General features: G+C 65.8%; 18 protein-coding genes. 10 read left to right on the plus strand and 8 right to left on the minus strand.

Annotation, left to right across the window (positions count from 1 at the left end):
* Window positions 1-201: 201 nt before the first annotated feature.
* The gene (locus AB0J47_RS37800; RefSeq protein WP_364357924.1) at window positions 202-927 is read right to left on the minus strand and encodes an SDR family NAD(P)-dependent oxidoreductase; all 726 of its coding nucleotides are present in this window, start codon (window positions 925-927) and stop codon (window positions 202-204) included.
* A 48-nt stretch (window positions 928-975) separates the two neighbouring features.
* Here AB0J47_RS37800 and AB0J47_RS37805 point away from each other — a divergent pair, with 48 nt between their 5' ends.
* On the plus strand, window positions 976-1,869 hold the full coding sequence (locus AB0J47_RS37805) for a LysR family transcriptional regulator (RefSeq protein WP_364357927.1): 894 nt from the start codon (window positions 976-978) through the stop codon (window positions 1,867-1,869).
* 9 nt (window positions 1,870-1,878) lie between these two features.
* Complete coding sequence (locus tag AB0J47_RS37810; RefSeq protein ID WP_364358064.1) at window positions 1,879-2,103, plus strand: GNAT family N-acetyltransferase; 225 nt, start codon at window positions 1,879-1,881, stop codon at window positions 2,101-2,103.
* A gap of 219 nt (window positions 2,104-2,322) precedes the next feature.
* Here AB0J47_RS37810 and AB0J47_RS37815 read toward each other — a convergent pair whose 3' ends face one another.
* On the minus strand, window positions 2,323-3,279 hold the full coding sequence (locus AB0J47_RS37815; protein ID WP_364357929.1) for an SDR family NAD(P)-dependent oxidoreductase: 957 nt from the start codon (window positions 3,277-3,279) through the stop codon (window positions 2,323-2,325).
* A 93-nt stretch (window positions 3,280-3,372) separates the two neighbouring features.
* Between AB0J47_RS37815 and AB0J47_RS37820 the strand changes: the two genes are divergently transcribed.
* Window positions 3,373-4,227 carry a helix-turn-helix transcriptional regulator gene (locus AB0J47_RS37820; protein WP_364357932.1) on the plus strand — a complete coding sequence of 285 codons (855 nt, stop codon included), beginning with the start codon at window positions 3,373-3,375 and terminating at the stop codon, window positions 4,225-4,227.
* A 223-nt stretch (window positions 4,228-4,450) separates the two neighbouring features.
* Here AB0J47_RS37820 and ychF read toward each other — a convergent pair whose 3' ends face one another.
* Window positions 4,451-5,530: a redox-regulated ATPase YchF gene (ychF, locus tag AB0J47_RS37825; protein ID WP_364357935.1), complete on the minus strand. Its 1,080-nt coding sequence runs from the start codon at window positions 5,528-5,530 to the stop codon at window positions 4,451-4,453.
* Window positions 5,531-5,645: 115 nt separating this feature from the next.
* Here ychF and AB0J47_RS37830 point away from each other — a divergent pair, with 115 nt between their 5' ends.
* Together AB0J47_RS37830 and AB0J47_RS37835 are read left to right on the plus strand one after the other, a co-directional pair.
* Entirely contained in the window at window positions 5,646-5,948 is a 303-nt protein-coding gene (locus AB0J47_RS37830) for a type II toxin-antitoxin system prevent-host-death family antitoxin (RefSeq protein WP_364357939.1), read from the plus strand.
* Window positions 5,945-6,367, plus strand: a complete 423-nt coding sequence (locus tag AB0J47_RS37835; RefSeq protein WP_364357942.1) for a type II toxin-antitoxin system VapC family toxin — start codon at window positions 5,945-5,947, stop codon at window positions 6,365-6,367. The genes AB0J47_RS37830 and AB0J47_RS37835 overlap by 4 nt, the downstream gene beginning before the upstream one ends.
* A 5-nt stretch (window positions 6,368-6,372) precedes the next feature.
* Here AB0J47_RS37835 and AB0J47_RS37840 read toward each other — a convergent pair whose 3' ends face one another.
* Both AB0J47_RS37840 and AB0J47_RS37845 read right to left on the minus strand, forming a co-directional pair.
* Window positions 6,373-7,296, minus strand: a complete 924-nt coding sequence (locus AB0J47_RS37840; RefSeq protein ID WP_364357945.1) for a zinc-binding dehydrogenase — start codon at window positions 7,294-7,296, stop codon at window positions 6,373-6,375.
* Window positions 7,297-7,410: 114 nt separating this feature from the next.
* A complete protein-coding gene (locus AB0J47_RS37845) occupies window positions 7,411-7,989 on the minus strand; it encodes a TetR/AcrR family transcriptional regulator (RefSeq protein WP_364357948.1) in 579 nt (192 codons plus the stop codon).
* A 78-nt stretch (window positions 7,990-8,067) separates the two neighbouring features.
* On the opposite strand from AB0J47_RS37845, the gene AB0J47_RS37850 reads away from it, so the two are divergent.
* The 3 genes from AB0J47_RS37850 to AB0J47_RS37860 are packed head-to-tail and all read left to right on the plus strand — an operon-like array spanning window position 8,068 to window position 10,015.
* A complete protein-coding gene (locus tag AB0J47_RS37850) occupies window positions 8,068-8,700 on the plus strand; it encodes an NAD(P)H-binding protein (protein ID WP_364357951.1) in 633 nt (210 codons plus the stop codon).
* A gap of 42 nt (window positions 8,701-8,742) precedes the next feature.
* Window positions 8,743-9,579, plus strand: coding sequence for a helix-turn-helix domain-containing protein (locus tag AB0J47_RS37855; protein ID WP_364357954.1), 837 nt, complete (start codon window positions 8,743-8,745; stop codon window positions 9,577-9,579).
* A gap of 10 nt (window positions 9,580-9,589) precedes the next feature.
* On the plus strand, window positions 9,590-10,015 hold the full coding sequence (locus AB0J47_RS37860) for a VOC family protein (protein WP_364357957.1): 426 nt from the start codon (window positions 9,590-9,592) through the stop codon (window positions 10,013-10,015).
* Window positions 10,016-10,042: 27 nt separating this feature from the next.
* Here AB0J47_RS37860 and AB0J47_RS37865 read toward each other — a convergent pair whose 3' ends face one another.
* From AB0J47_RS37865 to AB0J47_RS37875, 3 genes are all read right to left on the minus strand, one after another.
* Complete coding sequence (locus AB0J47_RS37865; protein WP_364358067.1) at window positions 10,043-10,879, minus strand: carbohydrate ABC transporter permease; 837 nt, start codon at window positions 10,877-10,879, stop codon at window positions 10,043-10,045.
* A 65-nt stretch (window positions 10,880-10,944) separates the two neighbouring features.
* The gene (locus tag AB0J47_RS37870; protein WP_364357961.1) at window positions 10,945-11,844 is read right to left on the minus strand and encodes a sugar ABC transporter permease; all 900 of its coding nucleotides are present in this window, start codon (window positions 11,842-11,844) and stop codon (window positions 10,945-10,947) included.
* The gene (locus AB0J47_RS37875) at window positions 11,841-13,133 is read right to left on the minus strand and encodes a sugar ABC transporter substrate-binding protein (protein WP_364357964.1); all 1,293 of its coding nucleotides are present in this window, start codon (window positions 13,131-13,133) and stop codon (window positions 11,841-11,843) included. Before AB0J47_RS37875 ends, AB0J47_RS37870 begins: the two co-directional genes overlap by 4 nt.
* Window positions 13,134-13,336: 203 nt before the next feature.
* Between AB0J47_RS37875 and AB0J47_RS37880 the strand changes: the two genes are divergently transcribed.
* Both AB0J47_RS37880 and AB0J47_RS37885 read left to right on the plus strand, forming a co-directional pair.
* Window positions 13,337-15,649 (plus strand): carbon starvation CstA family protein, encoded by a 2,313-nt coding sequence (locus tag AB0J47_RS37880; protein WP_364357967.1) that lies wholly within the window; start codon window positions 13,337-13,339, stop codon window positions 15,647-15,649.
* Window positions 15,562-15,909 (plus strand): YbdD/YjiX family protein, encoded by a 348-nt coding sequence (locus tag AB0J47_RS37885; protein WP_364357970.1) that lies wholly within the window; start codon window positions 15,562-15,564, stop codon window positions 15,907-15,909. The genes AB0J47_RS37880 and AB0J47_RS37885 overlap by 88 nt, the downstream gene beginning before the upstream one ends.
* Window positions 15,910-15,968 lie beyond the last annotated feature (59 nt).

Below are 15,968 nucleotides of genomic sequence, written 5' to 3' on the forward strand. Positions count from 1 at the left end.
AGTGGCCTGTGGATTGCCCGGGAAAGCGACGACGTGATCATGTACGGAGCCGACTCCGAATGGCATGCCGATCACATCATCGCCCACGAGATCGGACTCGCCGCCGCTCTCGCCGAAAACCTGGGGCGGTTGGTGAGGTGAACCCGGACGTGCGGTATGCGGGGTTCACTCGCAGTGGCACGGGGTCCTCCTGTGAGTCTGTCACCAGGGCACTGTTCCAGCGTCGGAAAAGAATCCGCCGGTCGGTCCGTCGTCGGGCAAGGTGGCGAGGTGAATCGCGATCGCCGCGCCCTGTTGGGGGGTTCGGACGCCGCGGAAGCCGTTGAGGTCGGTGGCGGTGAAACCGGGGCAGCCGGCGTTGATCAGGATGTTGGTGTCGCCCAGTTCCTTGACGTATTGGACGGTGACTGCGTTCAGGAATGTCTTCGATGCCGCGTACGCAGCGGAAATCGGGCCCGTGTCGGTGCCGGGGGTGGTCTGCAGCGTGAGAGAGCCGACGCTGCTGGACATGTTCACGATCCTCGGTGCTGCCGAACCGCGCAACATGGGCAGCATCGCGTTGGTGACACGGATGACCCCGATCACGTTGGTTTCCACGGCAGCTCGCACGGTCGCGGCATCGACCAAGGTGGGTTCCTGTGGCATGCCGCCGGTGATCGCGGCGTTGTTGACCAGGACGTCGAGCCCTCCGGCGCGGTCGGCGATCAGATCGGCCGCGGCGGCCACGCTCGCGTCGTCGGTCACATCGAGCGGAACGCCGAATGCATCGGTTCCAGCCGCGCGTAATTTCTCCACCGCCGTGTCGCGGCGTTGTCCATCGCGCGCGCCCACACCGATTCGCCAGCCGAGGGCGCCTAGACCCGCCGCGATCTCGTATCCGATTCCCTTGTTCGCACCGGTCACCAGCGCGATTGTCTGTTCACTCATACCGTCGATCCTGGTTCGGTCTCGGGTGGTGCGTCCAACACCAGCTGGGTGGCCGCTCATACCGCACGGGTATTGGTGGCGGTGAGCGCCGGATACGATGACATGGTGGAGACGCGGGAGTTGCGATACTTCGTCGCCGTCGCGGAGGAGTTGCATTTCGGGCGAGCGGCACAGCGACTCGCCATGGCGCAACCACCGCTATCACGGGCGATCCAACAGCTCGAGCGGCGGCTTGGCGTGGTTCTGCTGCACCGCACCACTCGCTCAATCGCCCTGACCGAGGCCGGGTCGGTGCTTTTGCGGGAGGCCCGCGCCGCGCTCGACGCGGTCGAAGCCGCGGAGCGGCGCACCCGCCGCGCCGCCGATCGGCCCGGTGTGGTGCTGGCCACGAAGGCCGGAGCGTCCAGCGAACTGCTATCGAAGCTGCTGGACGCCTACGCTGCCGAACCGGGCGCTGTCACCGTCGAGGTGATGCTGTGCGGGCCCGGCGAGCAGGAGGGACTGCTGCGCGACGGCCGTGCCGACGTCGCCCTGCTCCACCGGCCCTTCGACACGACCGCCGGATTCGACACCGAGGATCTGCACACCGAACAGCAGGTCTTGGTCCTGCCCGCGGGCCACCCCCTCGCCTACCGGCCCCACATGTCGTTAGCCGAGGTCTCCGCCCTGACGGATCTGCCCCTGCCGCGCTGGCCCCGACGGGACGGGAGCTATCCCGACGGCCCTGGCCCGCAGGTTCGCAACCACACCCAACTGGCCCAACTGATCGCGCTCGGACGAACCTGCGCAATCATGCCCGAGTCGGTCCGAACCCAGCTACGCGACGATCACGCGATCGTGCCGGTGCCGGACGCACCAGCGGTCACGACCGTCATCGCCTGGCCACCACACAGCAGATCCAAAGCCGTCGCCGACCTCGTCCGCACCGCGATACGTCTCTAGCCGACACCACTGCGACACCGTGGTTCCTCGGCCGCCTTGTGCCGATTTGTGATCGGGCGGGCGAAGGAACACCGGTTCGCAGGCATACAGTTCAACGCGGTGGCAGAGCGCAACCACCGGGCGGTTGACCTCTACCAGCGTCTGGGGTTCGAGATCACGGGAACCGTGCCTGATGCGTTTCGCCACCCCACGCTGGGGAGAGTCGGCCCGCACGTCATGTACTGCGAGTTCTAGGCATCGGCAGCGGATAAGGCCGGTATCGTCCCGGACCGATTCTATCGGTGGTCAACACACCCTCGTAACCGCATACCGCGCTGACCGAACCGGCCAGCATGGGCGCGGCCGACAGCGAAACCGACTGCGCCCCAACACATCCTCTTCCGCCGAGTTCAAGGGGGCAACTGACGCACAGAACGTCTTTCTATGCCGCTGATCGTGTGTCGGGCTCGCCGGTCATATCTTTGTGTCCGGGGTAGGCGACGTGCCTGCGCGTTCCAACAGCTCGGCGGTCGCCTCCCACAGGCGCCGCTCCCGGCCGCGGTCGTGGGCCACTGGCTGAACCTCGGTCAGCTTGGTCTTCACGACGAACGCGCCGTCACGCAGGTGTGCCCACCGCTTGTCGAGGGCCATCGCGGCCAGCAGCGGCCCCGAGCGCTGCGGCGTCGAGACCCCGGGAATCCGCCCCAGGGCGCGGCTCATCGCCTGGAACGCCGCGGGGGCGCCGCGACCCAGCGCGGTGCCGGGCATCCAGCCCGGCTCGAACACGGACACGTTGATCCCCGGGCCGGCCTGACGCTGCAACTCGTGGGCGTAATAGAGGATCGCGAGCTTGGCGTTGGAGTAGGCGATGCCGGAGGCCTCCATGCCCGGGGTTCGCTCACCACCGGCCGGGCGGGCGAGCTCGACGGGGTCGGTCCACTCGGCCTCGGCCACGTGTAGCAGCTTGCGCCAGAAGTTGGCGTGGTAGGTGTTCGAGCCGACCAGCACGACCCGCGCCGGGGCGGTGAACGAGATGAGTAGGTCGCCGATGAGCTGTGCGTGGGCGAGGTGGTTGACGGCGAAAGTCAGCTCGTAGCCGTCGGCCGAGACCCGCCGGGTGTCGGCCGACATGGTGCCGGCGTTGGCAACCAGCGCGCGCAGCGGACGGACGGCGCCGTGGGCGAGGAGGCCGTGAGCGGTAGCCGCGGCGGCACGGACCTCCGCCAGGCTCGCCAGGTCGCAGCCGATCTCGTGGACGCGCGCCCCAAGGGCACGAGCCTCGTCGGCGACCGCGGTCAGGTCACGCCCGGCGCGGCCGACGAGCAGCAGGTCGGGTCGCTGCCCGTCCGGGCGGTCGGCCATGGCCAGCACGGCGTGGCGGCCCAGGTTGCGCGTGGGGCCGGTGATGAGGACGGTTCCGGGTTCGGTCATGGCTCCAGCCTGCGAGCGCGAGCGGGTGGCAGCCAGTCGTCCGGTTTTCGTAGGACCGTCAGGACCAGGACAACCGGTGCAGACTCGTCCAGAATGGACCGCGTGGAAGCGTGGGAGTTCGGCCGGACGGTGCGTCGCTGGCGCGACCGGGTGGCACCCGAGGCCGTCGGTGTCTCGGCAGGCCGGCGGCGCCGGGCCAACGGGTTGCGCCGCGAAGAACTGGCCGCGCTCGCCGGCATCTCGGCCGACTACCTGACCCGCCTCGAGCAGGGACGCGCGACCGCGCCGTCGACGCAGGTCGTGGAGTCGCTGGCCCGCGCGCTGCGCCTGGCCGACACCGAACGTGACCTGCTATACCGGCTGGCCGGGTACGCCGCGCCCGGCCCGGACGTCGTGCCGTCGCGGGTCACCCCCAGTGTGCAGCGGCTGCTCGACCGGCTGTCGCACACGCCGGTGGTGGTCTACGACGCCACTTGGACGCTCGTGCTTGCCAATGCGCCGTACCACGCGCTCATGGGCGACACGACCACCTGGCGCGGGCTGGAACGCAACGCCGTCTGGCGCAACCTCACCCGGCTGCCCTCGCGGGTCGTGCACACCCCGCGCGAACAGGCCGAACACGAAGCCCGGCTCGTGGCCGACCTGCGCCTGACCGCGTCGCGCTACCCCGCCGACCGCGCGCTGCGGCGCCTGGTCGCCGACCTGGCCGGCGGTAGCGCGCGGTTCGCCGAACTCTGGGAAGTCGAAGCCCCGCCGTCCCTGGCCGCCCCATCCCGGCGCAAGACCATCGACCACCCGGCGGTCGGCCGGATCACCCTCGACTGCGACACACTGCTCGTTGCCTTGGACGACCTGCGTATCAGCGTCTACACCGCCGAGCCCGGCACCGAGGACGCCGACCGCCTGGCGCTCGCCGCCGTCCTCGGCACCCAGTCGCTACAGCTCTGAGCGCAAATGTTCGGAAGTGTCGGGTGAGACGCCGTCGGGCGTCCGGCCGGGTTTCTACCCAACATCCGCTCATAGCCGCATACCGCGACGACCGAACCGCCCAGCGTGCGGTGCCAGAGAAAACGACTGAGCCCCCACCCCGACACCGGATGGGGGCTCAGCAGAGTCTCTACCAGCAGCAGCGATACACGCGCCGCCCTACTTCTTCACAGAAGCTGAAACGCTATACGTTGAAACGGAACTCGACTACGTCGCCGTCGGTCATGACGTAGTCCTTACCTTCCATGCGGACCCTGCCTGCGGCCTTGGCGGCGGCCATGGAGCCGGCGGCGATGAGGTCGTCGTAGGCGACTACTTCGGCCTTGATGAAGCCTCGTTCGAAGTCGGTGTGGATTACGCCGGCGGCCTTGGGGGCGGTGTCGCCTTGGTGGATTGTCCAGGCGCGGGCCTCTTTTGGACCTGCGGTGAGGTAAGTCTGCAGGCCCAGGGTGTGGAAGCCGGTGCGGGCCAAGGCGTGCAGGCCGGGCTCGGATTGGCCGATGGATTCGAGCAGTTCCAGGGCGGATTCGTCGTCGAGTTCGAGGAGTTCGGCTTCCACTTTGGCATCGAGGAAGACCGAATCCGCCGGTGCGACAGCGGCTTTCAGTTCGGCGACCTTGGCCTCGTCGGTGAGCACGGACTCGTCGGCGTTGAACACGTAGAGGAACGGCTTGGTGGTGAGCAGCGAAAGTTCTTTCAGCAGTTCGCCATCCAGTTGGGTGCGGGCGGAGAAGAGGGTTTTGCCGCTGTCGAGAACTTCCTGGGCGGCCTTGGCCGCGTCGAGCAGCGGCTTGCGGTCCTTTTTGACCTTGGCTTCCTTCTCCAGCCGCGGGATCGCCTTTTCCAGCGTCTGCATATCGGCGATGATCAGCTCGGTTTCGATCACCTCGATATCGGCGAGCGGATCGACGCGCCCGTCGACGTGCACCACATCATGGTCGGCGAAGACTCGCACCACCTGGCAGATGGCATCGGCTTCACGGATGTTGGCAAGGAATTTGTTGCCGAGTCCGGCGCCCTCGGAAGCGCCCTTCACGATGCCCGCGATGTCGACGAACGACACCGTGGCGGGCAGGATGCGCTGGGAGCCGAAGATCTCGGCCAGCTTGTCCAGTCGCGGGTCGGGCAGCGCAACCACCCCGACGTTCGGCTCGATGGTCGCGAACGGATAGTTCGCGGCAAGCACGTCGTTCTTGGTCAGCGCATTGAACAGCGTCGACTTTCCGACGTTGGGCAGGCCGACGATTCCGAGGGTGAGACTCACGAGAGAGAGAGTCTACGCGGCAAGAAGTAGAGCTTCGGCAGCGGCCGAGCGAGCCGCCCACATTGCCGTAGCGCATCCGTAGCATGACCGTAGGCATTGCCGATATGGTGGGTACATGGGCATACCCGCCGAGCTGCCTGAGATCCCGCAGCGTGAACTCCGCAACGAGGCCAGCCGAATTCTGCGCGAGGTCCGAGCCGGACAGTCGTACACCGTCACCGTCGATGGCGCGGCGGTTGCCGATCTGGTGCCGCACCGCCCCGCGCGGCGGCGTACGGCGGTGCCTCGTGACGAGACGATCGCCGCGTTCGCAGGGCTGTCGGGCAGCGACGACCAAGACTTCGTCGATGACTCGTTGTACGACCCCTATGACCGCGCCTACCGCCGTGGGGAATTCGCGCCCGGAAGCGATTCATGACTGCCGTCCGCGAGCGAGGCTTGGTCGATACCAATGTCTTGATCCTCATCGACGCCGTCGACCCGGACGAACTGCCTGCCGAAATTGTCATCAGCTCGATCACAATGGCCGAACTCGCCGCAGGGCCGCACTTCACGACCGACCCCGGCGAGCGCGCCCGCCGAATCGAACGAGTCCAAAACGCAGAGGCATTGTTCGAGCCGCTGCCGTTCGATACGCGCGTAGCACGCCGTTATGGCCATGTCGTCGCGGCGGTGCTCGCAGCGGGGCGGAATCCGAAGCCGCGCCGGATCGATCTGATGATCGCCGCGATAGCGTCCGCGCATGGACTGGCGCTGTACACCGTCAACCCGGCGGACTTCGTAGGACTCGAGGATCTGGTGACGCTCTCGCCCGTGACGCACCCGGACGCACGCTGACTTCGTCAGGGAATCAGGACGACCTTGCCGAGGTTCGAGCGGTTCTCGATGACGGCGTGGGCCTCGGCGGCGTCTGCCAAGGGGAATTCCGCGTGGACGACCGGGCGCAGGAGGCCGGAGGCGAAGTATTGCCAGAGTTCTTGGCGCCAATGTTCGTAGCGATCCGGGGAGTTGCGGGCGATGCGGGCCATTTGGAAGCCGATGACCGATTTCGCGCCGACTAGCAGGTCGTAGGCCTGGATGGTGCCGCCGCCGGAGCTGTAGGCGACGAGTCGGCCGCCTGGGGCCACTGCCGCGATTGCCGGGGTGAGAAGGTCGCCCCCGACAGCGTCGAGGACGTAATCGACGGGTTCGCCCCATGATTCCTGGTCGTACGCGACGACTTCGTCGGCGCCGAGGCCGCGCAGGAAGTCGGTCTTGGCGAGGTCGGAGACCGCCGCCACCACTCGTGCGGCCCCGCGCACCCGCGCGAGCTGCAGGGCGAGATGCCCGACACCACTGGCGGCGGCCGTGATCAGGGCGGACTCCTCCGGCTTGGCATTCGCGGCATCGAGCGCACCGAGTGCGACCAAACCGCTGCGGACCAGCGCGACCGCGTCGACGGCCGAGGCGCCGTCGGGAACCGGCGATGCCATCGCGGCGGATAGCAGCGCGTAGTCGGCATAGCCGTGGCCGAAGACCAGACCGGTGACGCGATAGCCGGGCATACATGTGGTCACGCCCTCACCAACAGCGACCACCTCGCCCGCGACCTCGCCGCCCAGCGCGATCGGCTCCCGCGGCTCACGCACCTTACGAACGACCGGCAGCGTCACACCAACCGCCTCGACCCGGACCAGCAGTTCCCCGGGGCCCGGCGTCGGCACATCGGCCGACACCACCTCGAGTACCTCCGGGCCACCGCTGTGCTGGTATTGCACCCGCCGCATCACACCTCCAAAAATCCTTAGGAGAGGTAAAGGTAGCCCGGCGCTGCGACAACCCTCATCCACTTACCGCGCCGAGTGCGAAATCTCACCGCCGCGGCCGCCGGGTGAGCGGCACTACGATCCGAGCCCACGTACGAGCGTCTGCGCCAGGTCCTCGGCAAGTTCGTCCGGGGCGGGGGTGGCATCCGGGCCCTCCTCGTAGAAGCGCAGAAAGGCCTGGTGGAAGCAGGTGCCGTCGAGGAGGGCTGCTGCGGTGTCGACGTCGACTTCGGGGTCGACTCGGCCGAGTTGCTGTTCGGCACGCAGGTAAGCGGCGATTCCGGCGATGGCGTGGCCGGGGCCCGCGCCGTGCCGACGCATCGAATCGCGATGCGCCGCCATGCGTTTGGGTTGTGCGAGTAGTCCGCCGAGCAGGGGTAGGGACTGCTGATAGAAGGCCAGGGCGGCGCGGGCGAGTGCGGCGAGATTGGCTTCGACCGTGGCGGATCCTGGTTCGGGTCGGGTCGCGGCGGGGCCGGGCATACGGTGTTGGAGGACGTTCAGAATCAGGTCCTCTTTATCGCTGAAGTGCTTGTAGAGCGCGGCTTCGGAGTAGCCCGCCGCCTTGGCGATCTCCTTGGTCGTGGCCTCCACCACGCCGCGGTTGCGCATGATCTGCGCCGCGGCGTCGAGGATCTGGTCGCGCGTGCCCATGCGGCCTCCCGGTTGACAGGTTAGTAAGTACTCACCCATCCTAGGTTAGTAAATACTCACCAACCTGAAGGGCTCAACATGCGACTCACGATCTTCGGAGCTACCGGACGCACCGGCGGACATCTCGTGCGACAGGCACTCACGGCCGGCCACGAGGTGACCGCTGTCGTCCGCGGCCAGCACGCCATGACAGATCATCCACAACTGCGCGCGATCACGGCCGACATCATGAATCCCGACGACATCGCTATGGCCGTCCGGGGCGCCGACGCGGTGCTCGACACCATCGGATCACGGGACAAAGGCCCGACGACGGTCGCCACCGACGCAACACTCGCCATCACCAAGGCCATGGCATCGGTGGGTGCACGGCGGCTGATCCTGATCAGTAATAGCGCGAGAATCGCTGGACCGGGCGACGATTGGTTCACCCGCTTCGTAGTGAAGCCGCTCATTCTGCGTCCGCTGCTGCGGCACAGCCTCGACGATATGGCCGCGGCCGAACAGGCGGCGCGCGATACCGAACTGGATTGGACGATCGTGCGAGCACCGCAGCTCAATGACCATCCAGCGAAGGGTTCCTACAAAACCGCGGTCGACCGCAACGTGACATTCGGCATCCGGGTCAGCCGCGAGGACCTGGCCGCGTGCCTGCTCGAGCTGGCGGCGGACCCGCAGTCGATCCACCACCACATCAACGTTGCCGGCTGACTCACCTCGCGCTAGCCGACCGGCGGCGTAGCGTTGGCCGGTATGGAGCCGACCACCGAAGTGGTGACGGCGCGTCCGGCACCTGCGCTCGCGGCGTACATCGATGGGTACGTCGGGTATCGACTGAGCGGGTTTGCGTCCGGGTTGCATCGGGGACTGCCGTCTCGGCATATGACGTTCATCGTGTCGATCGGGCCGAGTATCGACGTTGTGGCGCAGACGGATTCGCTGCAGTCGCCGCAGGACTACCGGTGCGTGCTGAGCGGGTTGCAGGCCAGTTCGGCGGTTATTTCGCACAATGGCTATCAGGAGGGGATCGGGATCGAGTTGACGCCGCTCGGGAGCCGAGCCCTGTTCGGGATGCCCGCGAGTGCGCTGTGGAACACCTCGGTGGAATGCGCCGAGGTGGCGGGACCGGTCGGGCGGCAGCTGTGGGAGCAATTGCAGGAGTTGCCGTCCTGGCCGGAGCGGTTCGCCGCCTGTGATCGGGTTTTGACCGCGCTGGCCTGTCACGATCGCCTGGTGACACCCGAATTGACTTGGGCTTGGCGCACTTTGGTCCAATCCGACGGTGCGGCCCAGATCGGCCCGCTCGCCGAGGAAATCGGTTGGAGCCGCCAGCATCTGGCGCGACGCTTCGGTGCGGAGTTCGGGCTCAGCCCGAAGCTCGCCGCTCGGATCGCCCGCTTCGAACGCGCGAGGCGGATGATCGGGCACACACCGTCCTATGTGACGATCGCGCAGGTGGCCGCGACCTGCGGATATTACGATCAGGCCCACCTCAACCGCGACTTCGCGGAGCTGGCCGGTTGCAGCCCCACCGCATGGCTCGCGGAGGAGATTCCATCCGTCCAAGACCCGGAGGGGTCCCGCACGTGAGGCTGGATCCATGACAACACCAACAGGTTCAGCACAGACAACAACCCGCACCGCCGTATGGCCGTGCCTCAATTTCACCGACGCTCGTGCGGCAGTGGCCTTCCTGACCAGTGCATTCGGCTTCGAAGAAGTCGCGCTGTTCGCCAGGGAGGACGATGCGTCGTTCATCGAGCACGGCCAACTGCGCTGGCCGCTCGGCGGCGGAATCATGTTCAGTTCCATCGGCAAGGGCGATAACCCGTTCTGTGAACGGGGACCGGGCACCGACTCGATCTACCTCGTCTGCGAGGAACCCGATGCCCTGCACGATCGTGCGGTCGCCGCGGGCGCGGAGGTGGTGCGCGGTCTGCGCGATGAGGACTACGGTTCGCGCGGCTTCACCGTCCGTGATCCGGAGGGCAACCTCTGGAGCTTCGGCACCTACTGGGGCGAGTAAGAACGACGGCCGCCGTCGGCGCGGCCGTCAACGCCCGCCGAGACCCGATGCCGCGATGCCGCGCACGAACGCCCGTTGCGCGATCGCGTAGACGACCACCAGTGGCAGCAGAATGACCACGGCCGCGGCCATCAGAATCGGCCATTGCGTATGGTATTGGCCTTGCAGCCGGACCAGACCTAATGTGGCGGTGGCGATGTCATTGCGCTGGATCATGATCAGCGGCCACAGAAAGTCGTTCCAAACGGTGATCCAGGTCAGCACACCGAGGACCATGAGCCCAGGACGGGTGTGCGGCAACAAGACTCGCCAGAACACCTGCCAGGTCGTGCACCCGTCGACGATCGCCGCTTCCTCGAGCTCGGCAGGCAACGTTCGGAAGAACTGGCGCATCAGATAGGTGCCGAATGCGCTGCCGAACAGGCCGGGAACAATCATTGCCCACGGCGTGTCCACCCAGCCGAAGGCACGCATGATCAGGAATTGCGGGATTACCGTAACCGTCAAAGGCACCATAAGCGTGCCGAGGTAGGCGAGAAAAAGTACGTCGCGACCACGAAATCGCAAGCGCGCGAATGCATATCCAGCCAGCGAGCAGAAGAATACCTGCCCGGCCGTGACACATAACGCATAGCACGCGGTATTGAGCAGCATCCGCCCGAGCGGTAGTAGGTCGAAGACCTTCCCGTAGTTGGACCACTGCGGACGCGCGGGAATCAGTGTCGGCTCGGTGATTTCGCCATCGCGCTTCAACGAACCCGACAATGCCCACAGGATCGGAAACAACGCACACCAGGCGACACCAACGAGCGCCACGTAAATCAGGATGCCGCGCACCGTCCGGCGCAGAATGGCCCGCTCCACCCGGCTGGTACTGCGCGCCCGCACAACGATCCGCACCGGAAGCGACCGAACCACCTCGTGCGCATTCACAACTCGACCTCCGACCGGCGCGCGAACCGCAGTTGTAAGAGCGTCAGCACCAGCAGGATCGCGAAGATCACCCAGGCCAGCGCTGCCGCATAGCCGATCTCGTAGAATCCGAAGGCGTTCTGGAACAACATGATTCCGAGCAGGTATGTCCCGGTCTCCGGCCCGCCATTACCGCCGGTCAAAGCATAGGCCTGATCGAAGGCCTGCACCGAGTTGATGATGGTGATGACGAAAACAAAAGACAGCGGCCCACGAATCAACGGCAGTGTCACCGACCAGAACCGCCGCAGCGCCCCCGCGCCGTCGATTCGCGCTGCCTCGTACAGCGTCGCGGGCACGCCCTGCATAGCCGCCAGCAGGATGACCGTTGCGAAAGGCACGCTCTTCCATACGGTCACGATGCTCAGCGAAATCAGCGCCCAATCCGGGTCGGTGAGCCACGGAACCGGATCGAAGCCGACCCAGCCGAGCATAATGTTGAGCAGACCGTCATCGGTGGTGAAGATGAAGCGCCACACCACGGCCATGGCCACGGTCGAGGCGACCAGCGGCAGGAACGCGATGGTTCGAAAGATGCCGATACCGGCCAGCTTTCGATTGAGCACCGCCGCTACCGCGAGCCCGATCACCACCGTCGGCACCAGTGTCAACACGGTGAACACCGCGGTATTGCGTAATGCGATGAGGAACAACGGATCCGATGCGAACAACCGCCGATAGTTCGCAATCCCCACGAACCGTGGTGCACTGAACAAGTCCCACGAGTGCAGACTCAGATACAGCGATACCGCGAGCGGAACCAGCAAGAACACCAGCACCGCAGCTAGATTCGGTGCCACGAACATCCAGCCCGCCCGCTCACGCCGCCGCGCCAGCCGCGCTCGAATCAGTTTCATGAGGGTTCCAGAAGGGTATTGATATCGGCAGTCAGGGACGCACTCTCGGACTCCGCGGTGGCAGCTCCGCGTAGCACCCGATTGCCACCGCGTTCGAGCAGCGCGGAAACCTTGCCCCAAACCGGGGTAACCGGCAGCGGTCGCGAATTCTCCGGCCCCTCCGTGAGCACTTGAAGATTGCGTATCTCGCGATGCGCATTCGCGAATCCAGCAGAGCCCATTGCGGATTTCAACACCGGCACGAACAGACCGGAGGAGGCGATAATCGCTTGCCCCACCGGCCCGGTCGCGAATTTGACGAATTCCCAAGCTTGTTCGATGCGCGGACTATCGGCGGCGATCGACAACCCGGTACTCCCCACATCGGTAATCGCCCCAGGCCCGCCATGCGGGCCAGCCGGCAGCACCGTGACATCGATGGGCAAATCGTCCTGTCCGGCGAACTCGGAATACAGCCAATGCCCACCCATCGCCATTGCCGCCCGTCCTCGACGGAACAGATCGGGAGCCGAAACCGACTGCTGATCGGCGACTTTCGGCGCGACCCGATGGCGAACCGCGAGATCAGCATAGAACTGGAACCCCTCGGCGAACCGCGGATCGCCGAGATTGGTCCTGGTCGGATCCACCGACGGCGAGAACCACTCCGCCCCATTGTTCATACCGAAACAGGCGGCCGAGAAGTACGGCACCCAGGCATCGGCGAAACCCCACTGCCGGTTCCGCTCGGATGACTCTCGCCGCGTGAGTGCCCTTGCAGCATCGAGGAATTCGGCGAAAGACCAGGCATCGCGCCACCGCGTCGGCGCGGTCACTCCGGCTTCGGCGAAAAGCTTCCGGTTGTAGTACAGAAACACCCCCGACCACTGTTCCGGCAGCGCATATTGCCCGCCGCCATAGGTGAAGGTGTCATAGAGCGCCGGATAACTGTCGGCACGCAGTGCGGCAGCGTATTCGGGCTCCCGACCGAGCAGCGTACGCAGATCCAGCAGCACCCCGCGCTCGGCGAGTCCGGCATAAAGCAACTCCCACGCCATCATGACGTCGGGACATTTGCCACCCGCGCAGTAGGTCAACATCTGCTGCAGCGGATCCGGCCCGGACATGATGGTGCGAATCCGGATCTCCGGATGCCGCTGCTGGAACTCGTCGATGATCTTCAGCCGAACCCGCGCCTCCTCCGGCCTCGCCTGGAAGAAGAAAGTCAGCGCGTCGTCATCGGATCCACAGCCGGTGCCGGCGAGCAGCGGCGCGGTCAGCATCGAGCCGAGCAGCGTGCGCCTGCGCAACGAGGCCCTCCTCCAGGCGGGTGTGGAGCTTGGCGGAATCGCATGGCAGCATACGTTCGGCAACACCGAGGTGATGGCCGACACACGAACAAAACTTAACGTTGTCCAAAGCCGATCGGAAACGAGCCCGATCGACATCACCAATCGGATACGTTGTCAGATGTTTGAGCAGGATCCTGCGCGTTTTTCAGGAGAGTAAGCGGATGGCGACAATCGAATATTTGCGGACGGATCCCGATCTGCCGCCCGTCGGGGTGGTCGATCACTCCACGATCACGCCACGGAAGAAGGCGATCTTCGGGGCGATCGCAGTCGTCGGAGCGATAGCCTGGGCCGTCCTCGCCATCTCCCGCGGTGAGAACGTGAACGCGGTGTGGATCGTGATCGCGGCGGTCTGCACCTATGTGACCGCCTACCAGTTCTACGCCAGGCTGATCGAATACCGGATCACCAAGCCGCGCGACGATGTGGCCACGCCCGCCGAGGAATTGGAGAACGGCAAGGACTACATGCCGATGGATCGGCGGGTGCTCTTCGGGCATCACTTCGCCGCCATCGCGGGCGCCGGTCCACTGGTCGGACCGGTGCTGGCCGCGCAGATGGGTTATCTGCCGGGCACCATCTGGATCATCGTCGGCGTCGTCCTCGCCGGCGCGGTGCAGGACTACCTGGTGCTGTGGGCCTCGTCGAAGCGGCGTGGGCGCAGCCTCGGGCAGATGGCCCGTGACGAACTCGGTCCGATCGGCGGTGTCGCCGCGATCGTCGCGGTACTGGTGATCATGATGATCCTGCTCGCGGTGCTCGGCATCGTGGTCGTGCAGGCGTTGGCCGCGGTCAAGGGTCCGGACGGCGCGCTGCACGGCGGCAGCCCATGGGGTGTGTTCTCCATCGGCATGACCATCCCGATCGCCCTGTTCATGGGCCTGTACCTGCGCTTCGTGCGGCCGGGCCGGGTCGGCGAGGTATCGATCGTCGGCTTCGCGCTGCTGCTGTTCGTGATCATCTCCGGCCGTTGGGTTTCCGAGTCCGGTTGGGGCCGTGACCTGTTCACGCTGTCCGGCACAACGATCGCCTGGCTGCTGATCGTCTACGGTTTCATCGCCTCGGTACTGCCGGTGTGGCTACTGCTCGCACCGCGCGATTACCTGTCGACGTTCATGAAGATCGGCACCATCGGCCTGCTCGCGCTCGGCATCGTGTTCACCATGCCGGTGCTGAAAGCGCCCGCGGTGTCGCAGTTCGCGCACAACAGCAACGGTCCGTCCTTCGCGGGCAGCCTGTTCCCGTTCCTGTTCATCACCATCGCCTGTGGCGCGCTGTCCGGATTCCACGCCCTGGTCTCCTCCGGCACCACGCCCAAACTGCTGGAGAAGCAATCGCATGCGCGCATGATCGGCTACGGCGGCATGCTGATGGAGTCGTTCGTCGCGATCATGGCGATGATCACCGCGAGCATCATCGACCAGCACCTGTACTTCGCCATGAACGCGGGCGCGGGTCTCACCGGCGGAACCGCCGAGAAGGCCGCCGCCTACACCAATACCCTTGGTCTGAGCGGTGATCCGGTCACCGCGGGTGAGCTGACCCAGACGGCCAAGGATGTCGGAGAGACCAGCATCATCTCGCGCACCGGTGGCGCGCCGACGCTGGCGGTCGGCATGTCCCAGGTGATGTCCGGATTCCTCGGCGGCTCCGGGATGAAGGCGTTCTGGTACCACTTCGCGATCATGTTCGAGGCGCTGTTCATCCTCACCACCATCGACGCCGGTACCCGTGTCGCGCGCTTCATGCTCTCGGACTCACTCGGCAACCTTGGTGGCCCGGCGAAGAAGTTCAAGGATCCGTCGTGGCGGCCAGGCGCATGGGTGTGCTCGGCCATCGTGGTGGCGGCCTGGGGTTCGGTGCTGCTGATGGGTGTCACCGATCCGCTCGGCGGCATCTACACGCTCTATCCGCTGTTCGGCATCTCCAACCAGCTGCTGGCCGCGATCGCACTCACCGTCGTGCTGACCATTCTGATCAAGAAGGGCCTGGTGAAGTGGGCGTGGATTCCCGCGCTGCCGCTGATCTGGGATCTGATCGTGACGATGACGGCCTCTTGGCAGAAGATCTTCTCCGCCGATCCGAAGATCGGCTACTGGAAGCAGCACGATAACTACAGTGCCGCCCGTGATGCCGGAAAGTTGTTGGCACCGGCGAAGACTGCCGACGATATGGACAAGGTCGTGCGCAATACGTTCATCCAGGGCACGTTGTCGATCATCTTCGCGGTGTTGGTGCTGGTCGTCGCGGTGGTCGGTGTGGTGGTCTGCTTCCGTGCCTGGCGGGCGGGCGGCGGACCGAGCAGTGAAACGCCGGATGAACCGTCGAAGATCTTCGCACCGCGCGGCTTCATCGCCACCGCGGAAGAGAAGGCGGTGCAGAAGGAATGGGATGCCCTGATCGAATCGGGGCAGGTCCGAGCACCGGGCGCCGCACATACCAAGGGCACGACGGCGGAAACCCCAGCACATTGACCGCAGCAGCTCAGCCGAATGACGGCCGGTCACCTCGACCGGCCGTCATTCGGCGTCTGCGACTGGCCGCAAGTGCCTGTGCCACAAGGGGTCGCGCATTCGTTTCGTGGTTCAATGCGGTGCTGGGCGGGCAGGATTACCAGCGCTATGTGGACCATCTGCAGCGCAATCACCCCGGATGTGAAATTCCGTCCGAGCGGGAGTATTGGCGTCGACGGCATGCCGACGCGGATAGCAATCCACAGAATCGCTGCTGTTGAGCTCGCTATTCGGCGTGATCGCGCTCGAGACGTTGAGTCCGTCGCCCCGAGTGGGCCGA

Source organism: Nocardia sp. NPDC049737 (assembly GCF_040674755.1).
GTDB lineage: Bacteria > Actinomycetota > Actinomycetes > Mycobacteriales > Mycobacteriaceae > Nocardia.

Coding starts and splice junctions, on each gene's coding strand:
- AB0J47_RS37830 (WP_364357939.1), top strand. CDS start 5,646: ATGGGCATACCCGCCGAGCTGCCTGAGATCCCGCAGCGTGAACTCCGC.
- AB0J47_RS37845 (WP_364357948.1), bottom strand. CDS start 7,989: ATGGGCACGCGCGACCAGATCCTCGACGCCGCGGCGCAGATCATGCGC.
- AB0J47_RS37850 (WP_364357951.1), top strand. CDS start 8,068: ATGCGACTCACGATCTTCGGAGCTACCGGACGCACCGGCGGACATCTC.
- AB0J47_RS37820 (WP_364357932.1), top strand. CDS start 3,373: ATGGACCGCGTGGAAGCGTGGGAGTTCGGCCGGACGGTGCGTCGCTGG.
- AB0J47_RS37855 (WP_364357954.1), top strand. CDS start 8,743: ATGGAGCCGACCACCGAAGTGGTGACGGCGCGTCCGGCACCTGCGCTC.
- AB0J47_RS37870 (WP_364357961.1), bottom strand. CDS start 11,844: ATGAAACTGATTCGAGCGCGGCTGGCGCGGCGGCGTGAGCGGGCGGGC.
- AB0J47_RS37885 (WP_364357970.1), top strand. CDS start 15,562: ATGGGATGCCCTGATCGAATCGGGGCAGGTCCGAGCACCGGGCGCCGC.
- AB0J47_RS37800 (WP_364357924.1), bottom strand. CDS start 927: ATGAGTGAACAGACAATCGCGCTGGTGACCGGTGCGAACAAGGGAATC.
- AB0J47_RS37840 (WP_364357945.1), bottom strand. CDS start 7,296: ATGCGGCGGGTGCAATACCAGCACAGCGGTGGCCCGGAGGTACTCGAG.
- AB0J47_RS37835 (WP_364357942.1), top strand. CDS start 5,945: ATGACTGCCGTCCGCGAGCGAGGCTTGGTCGATACCAATGTCTTGATC.
- AB0J47_RS37860 (WP_364357957.1), top strand. CDS start 9,590: ATGACAACACCAACAGGTTCAGCACAGACAACAACCCGCACCGCCGTA.
- AB0J47_RS37880 (WP_364357967.1), top strand. CDS start 13,337: ATGGCGACAATCGAATATTTGCGGACGGATCCCGATCTGCCGCCCGTC.
- AB0J47_RS37815 (WP_364357929.1), bottom strand. CDS start 3,279: ATGACCGAACCCGGAACCGTCCTCATCACCGGCCCCACGCGCAACCTG.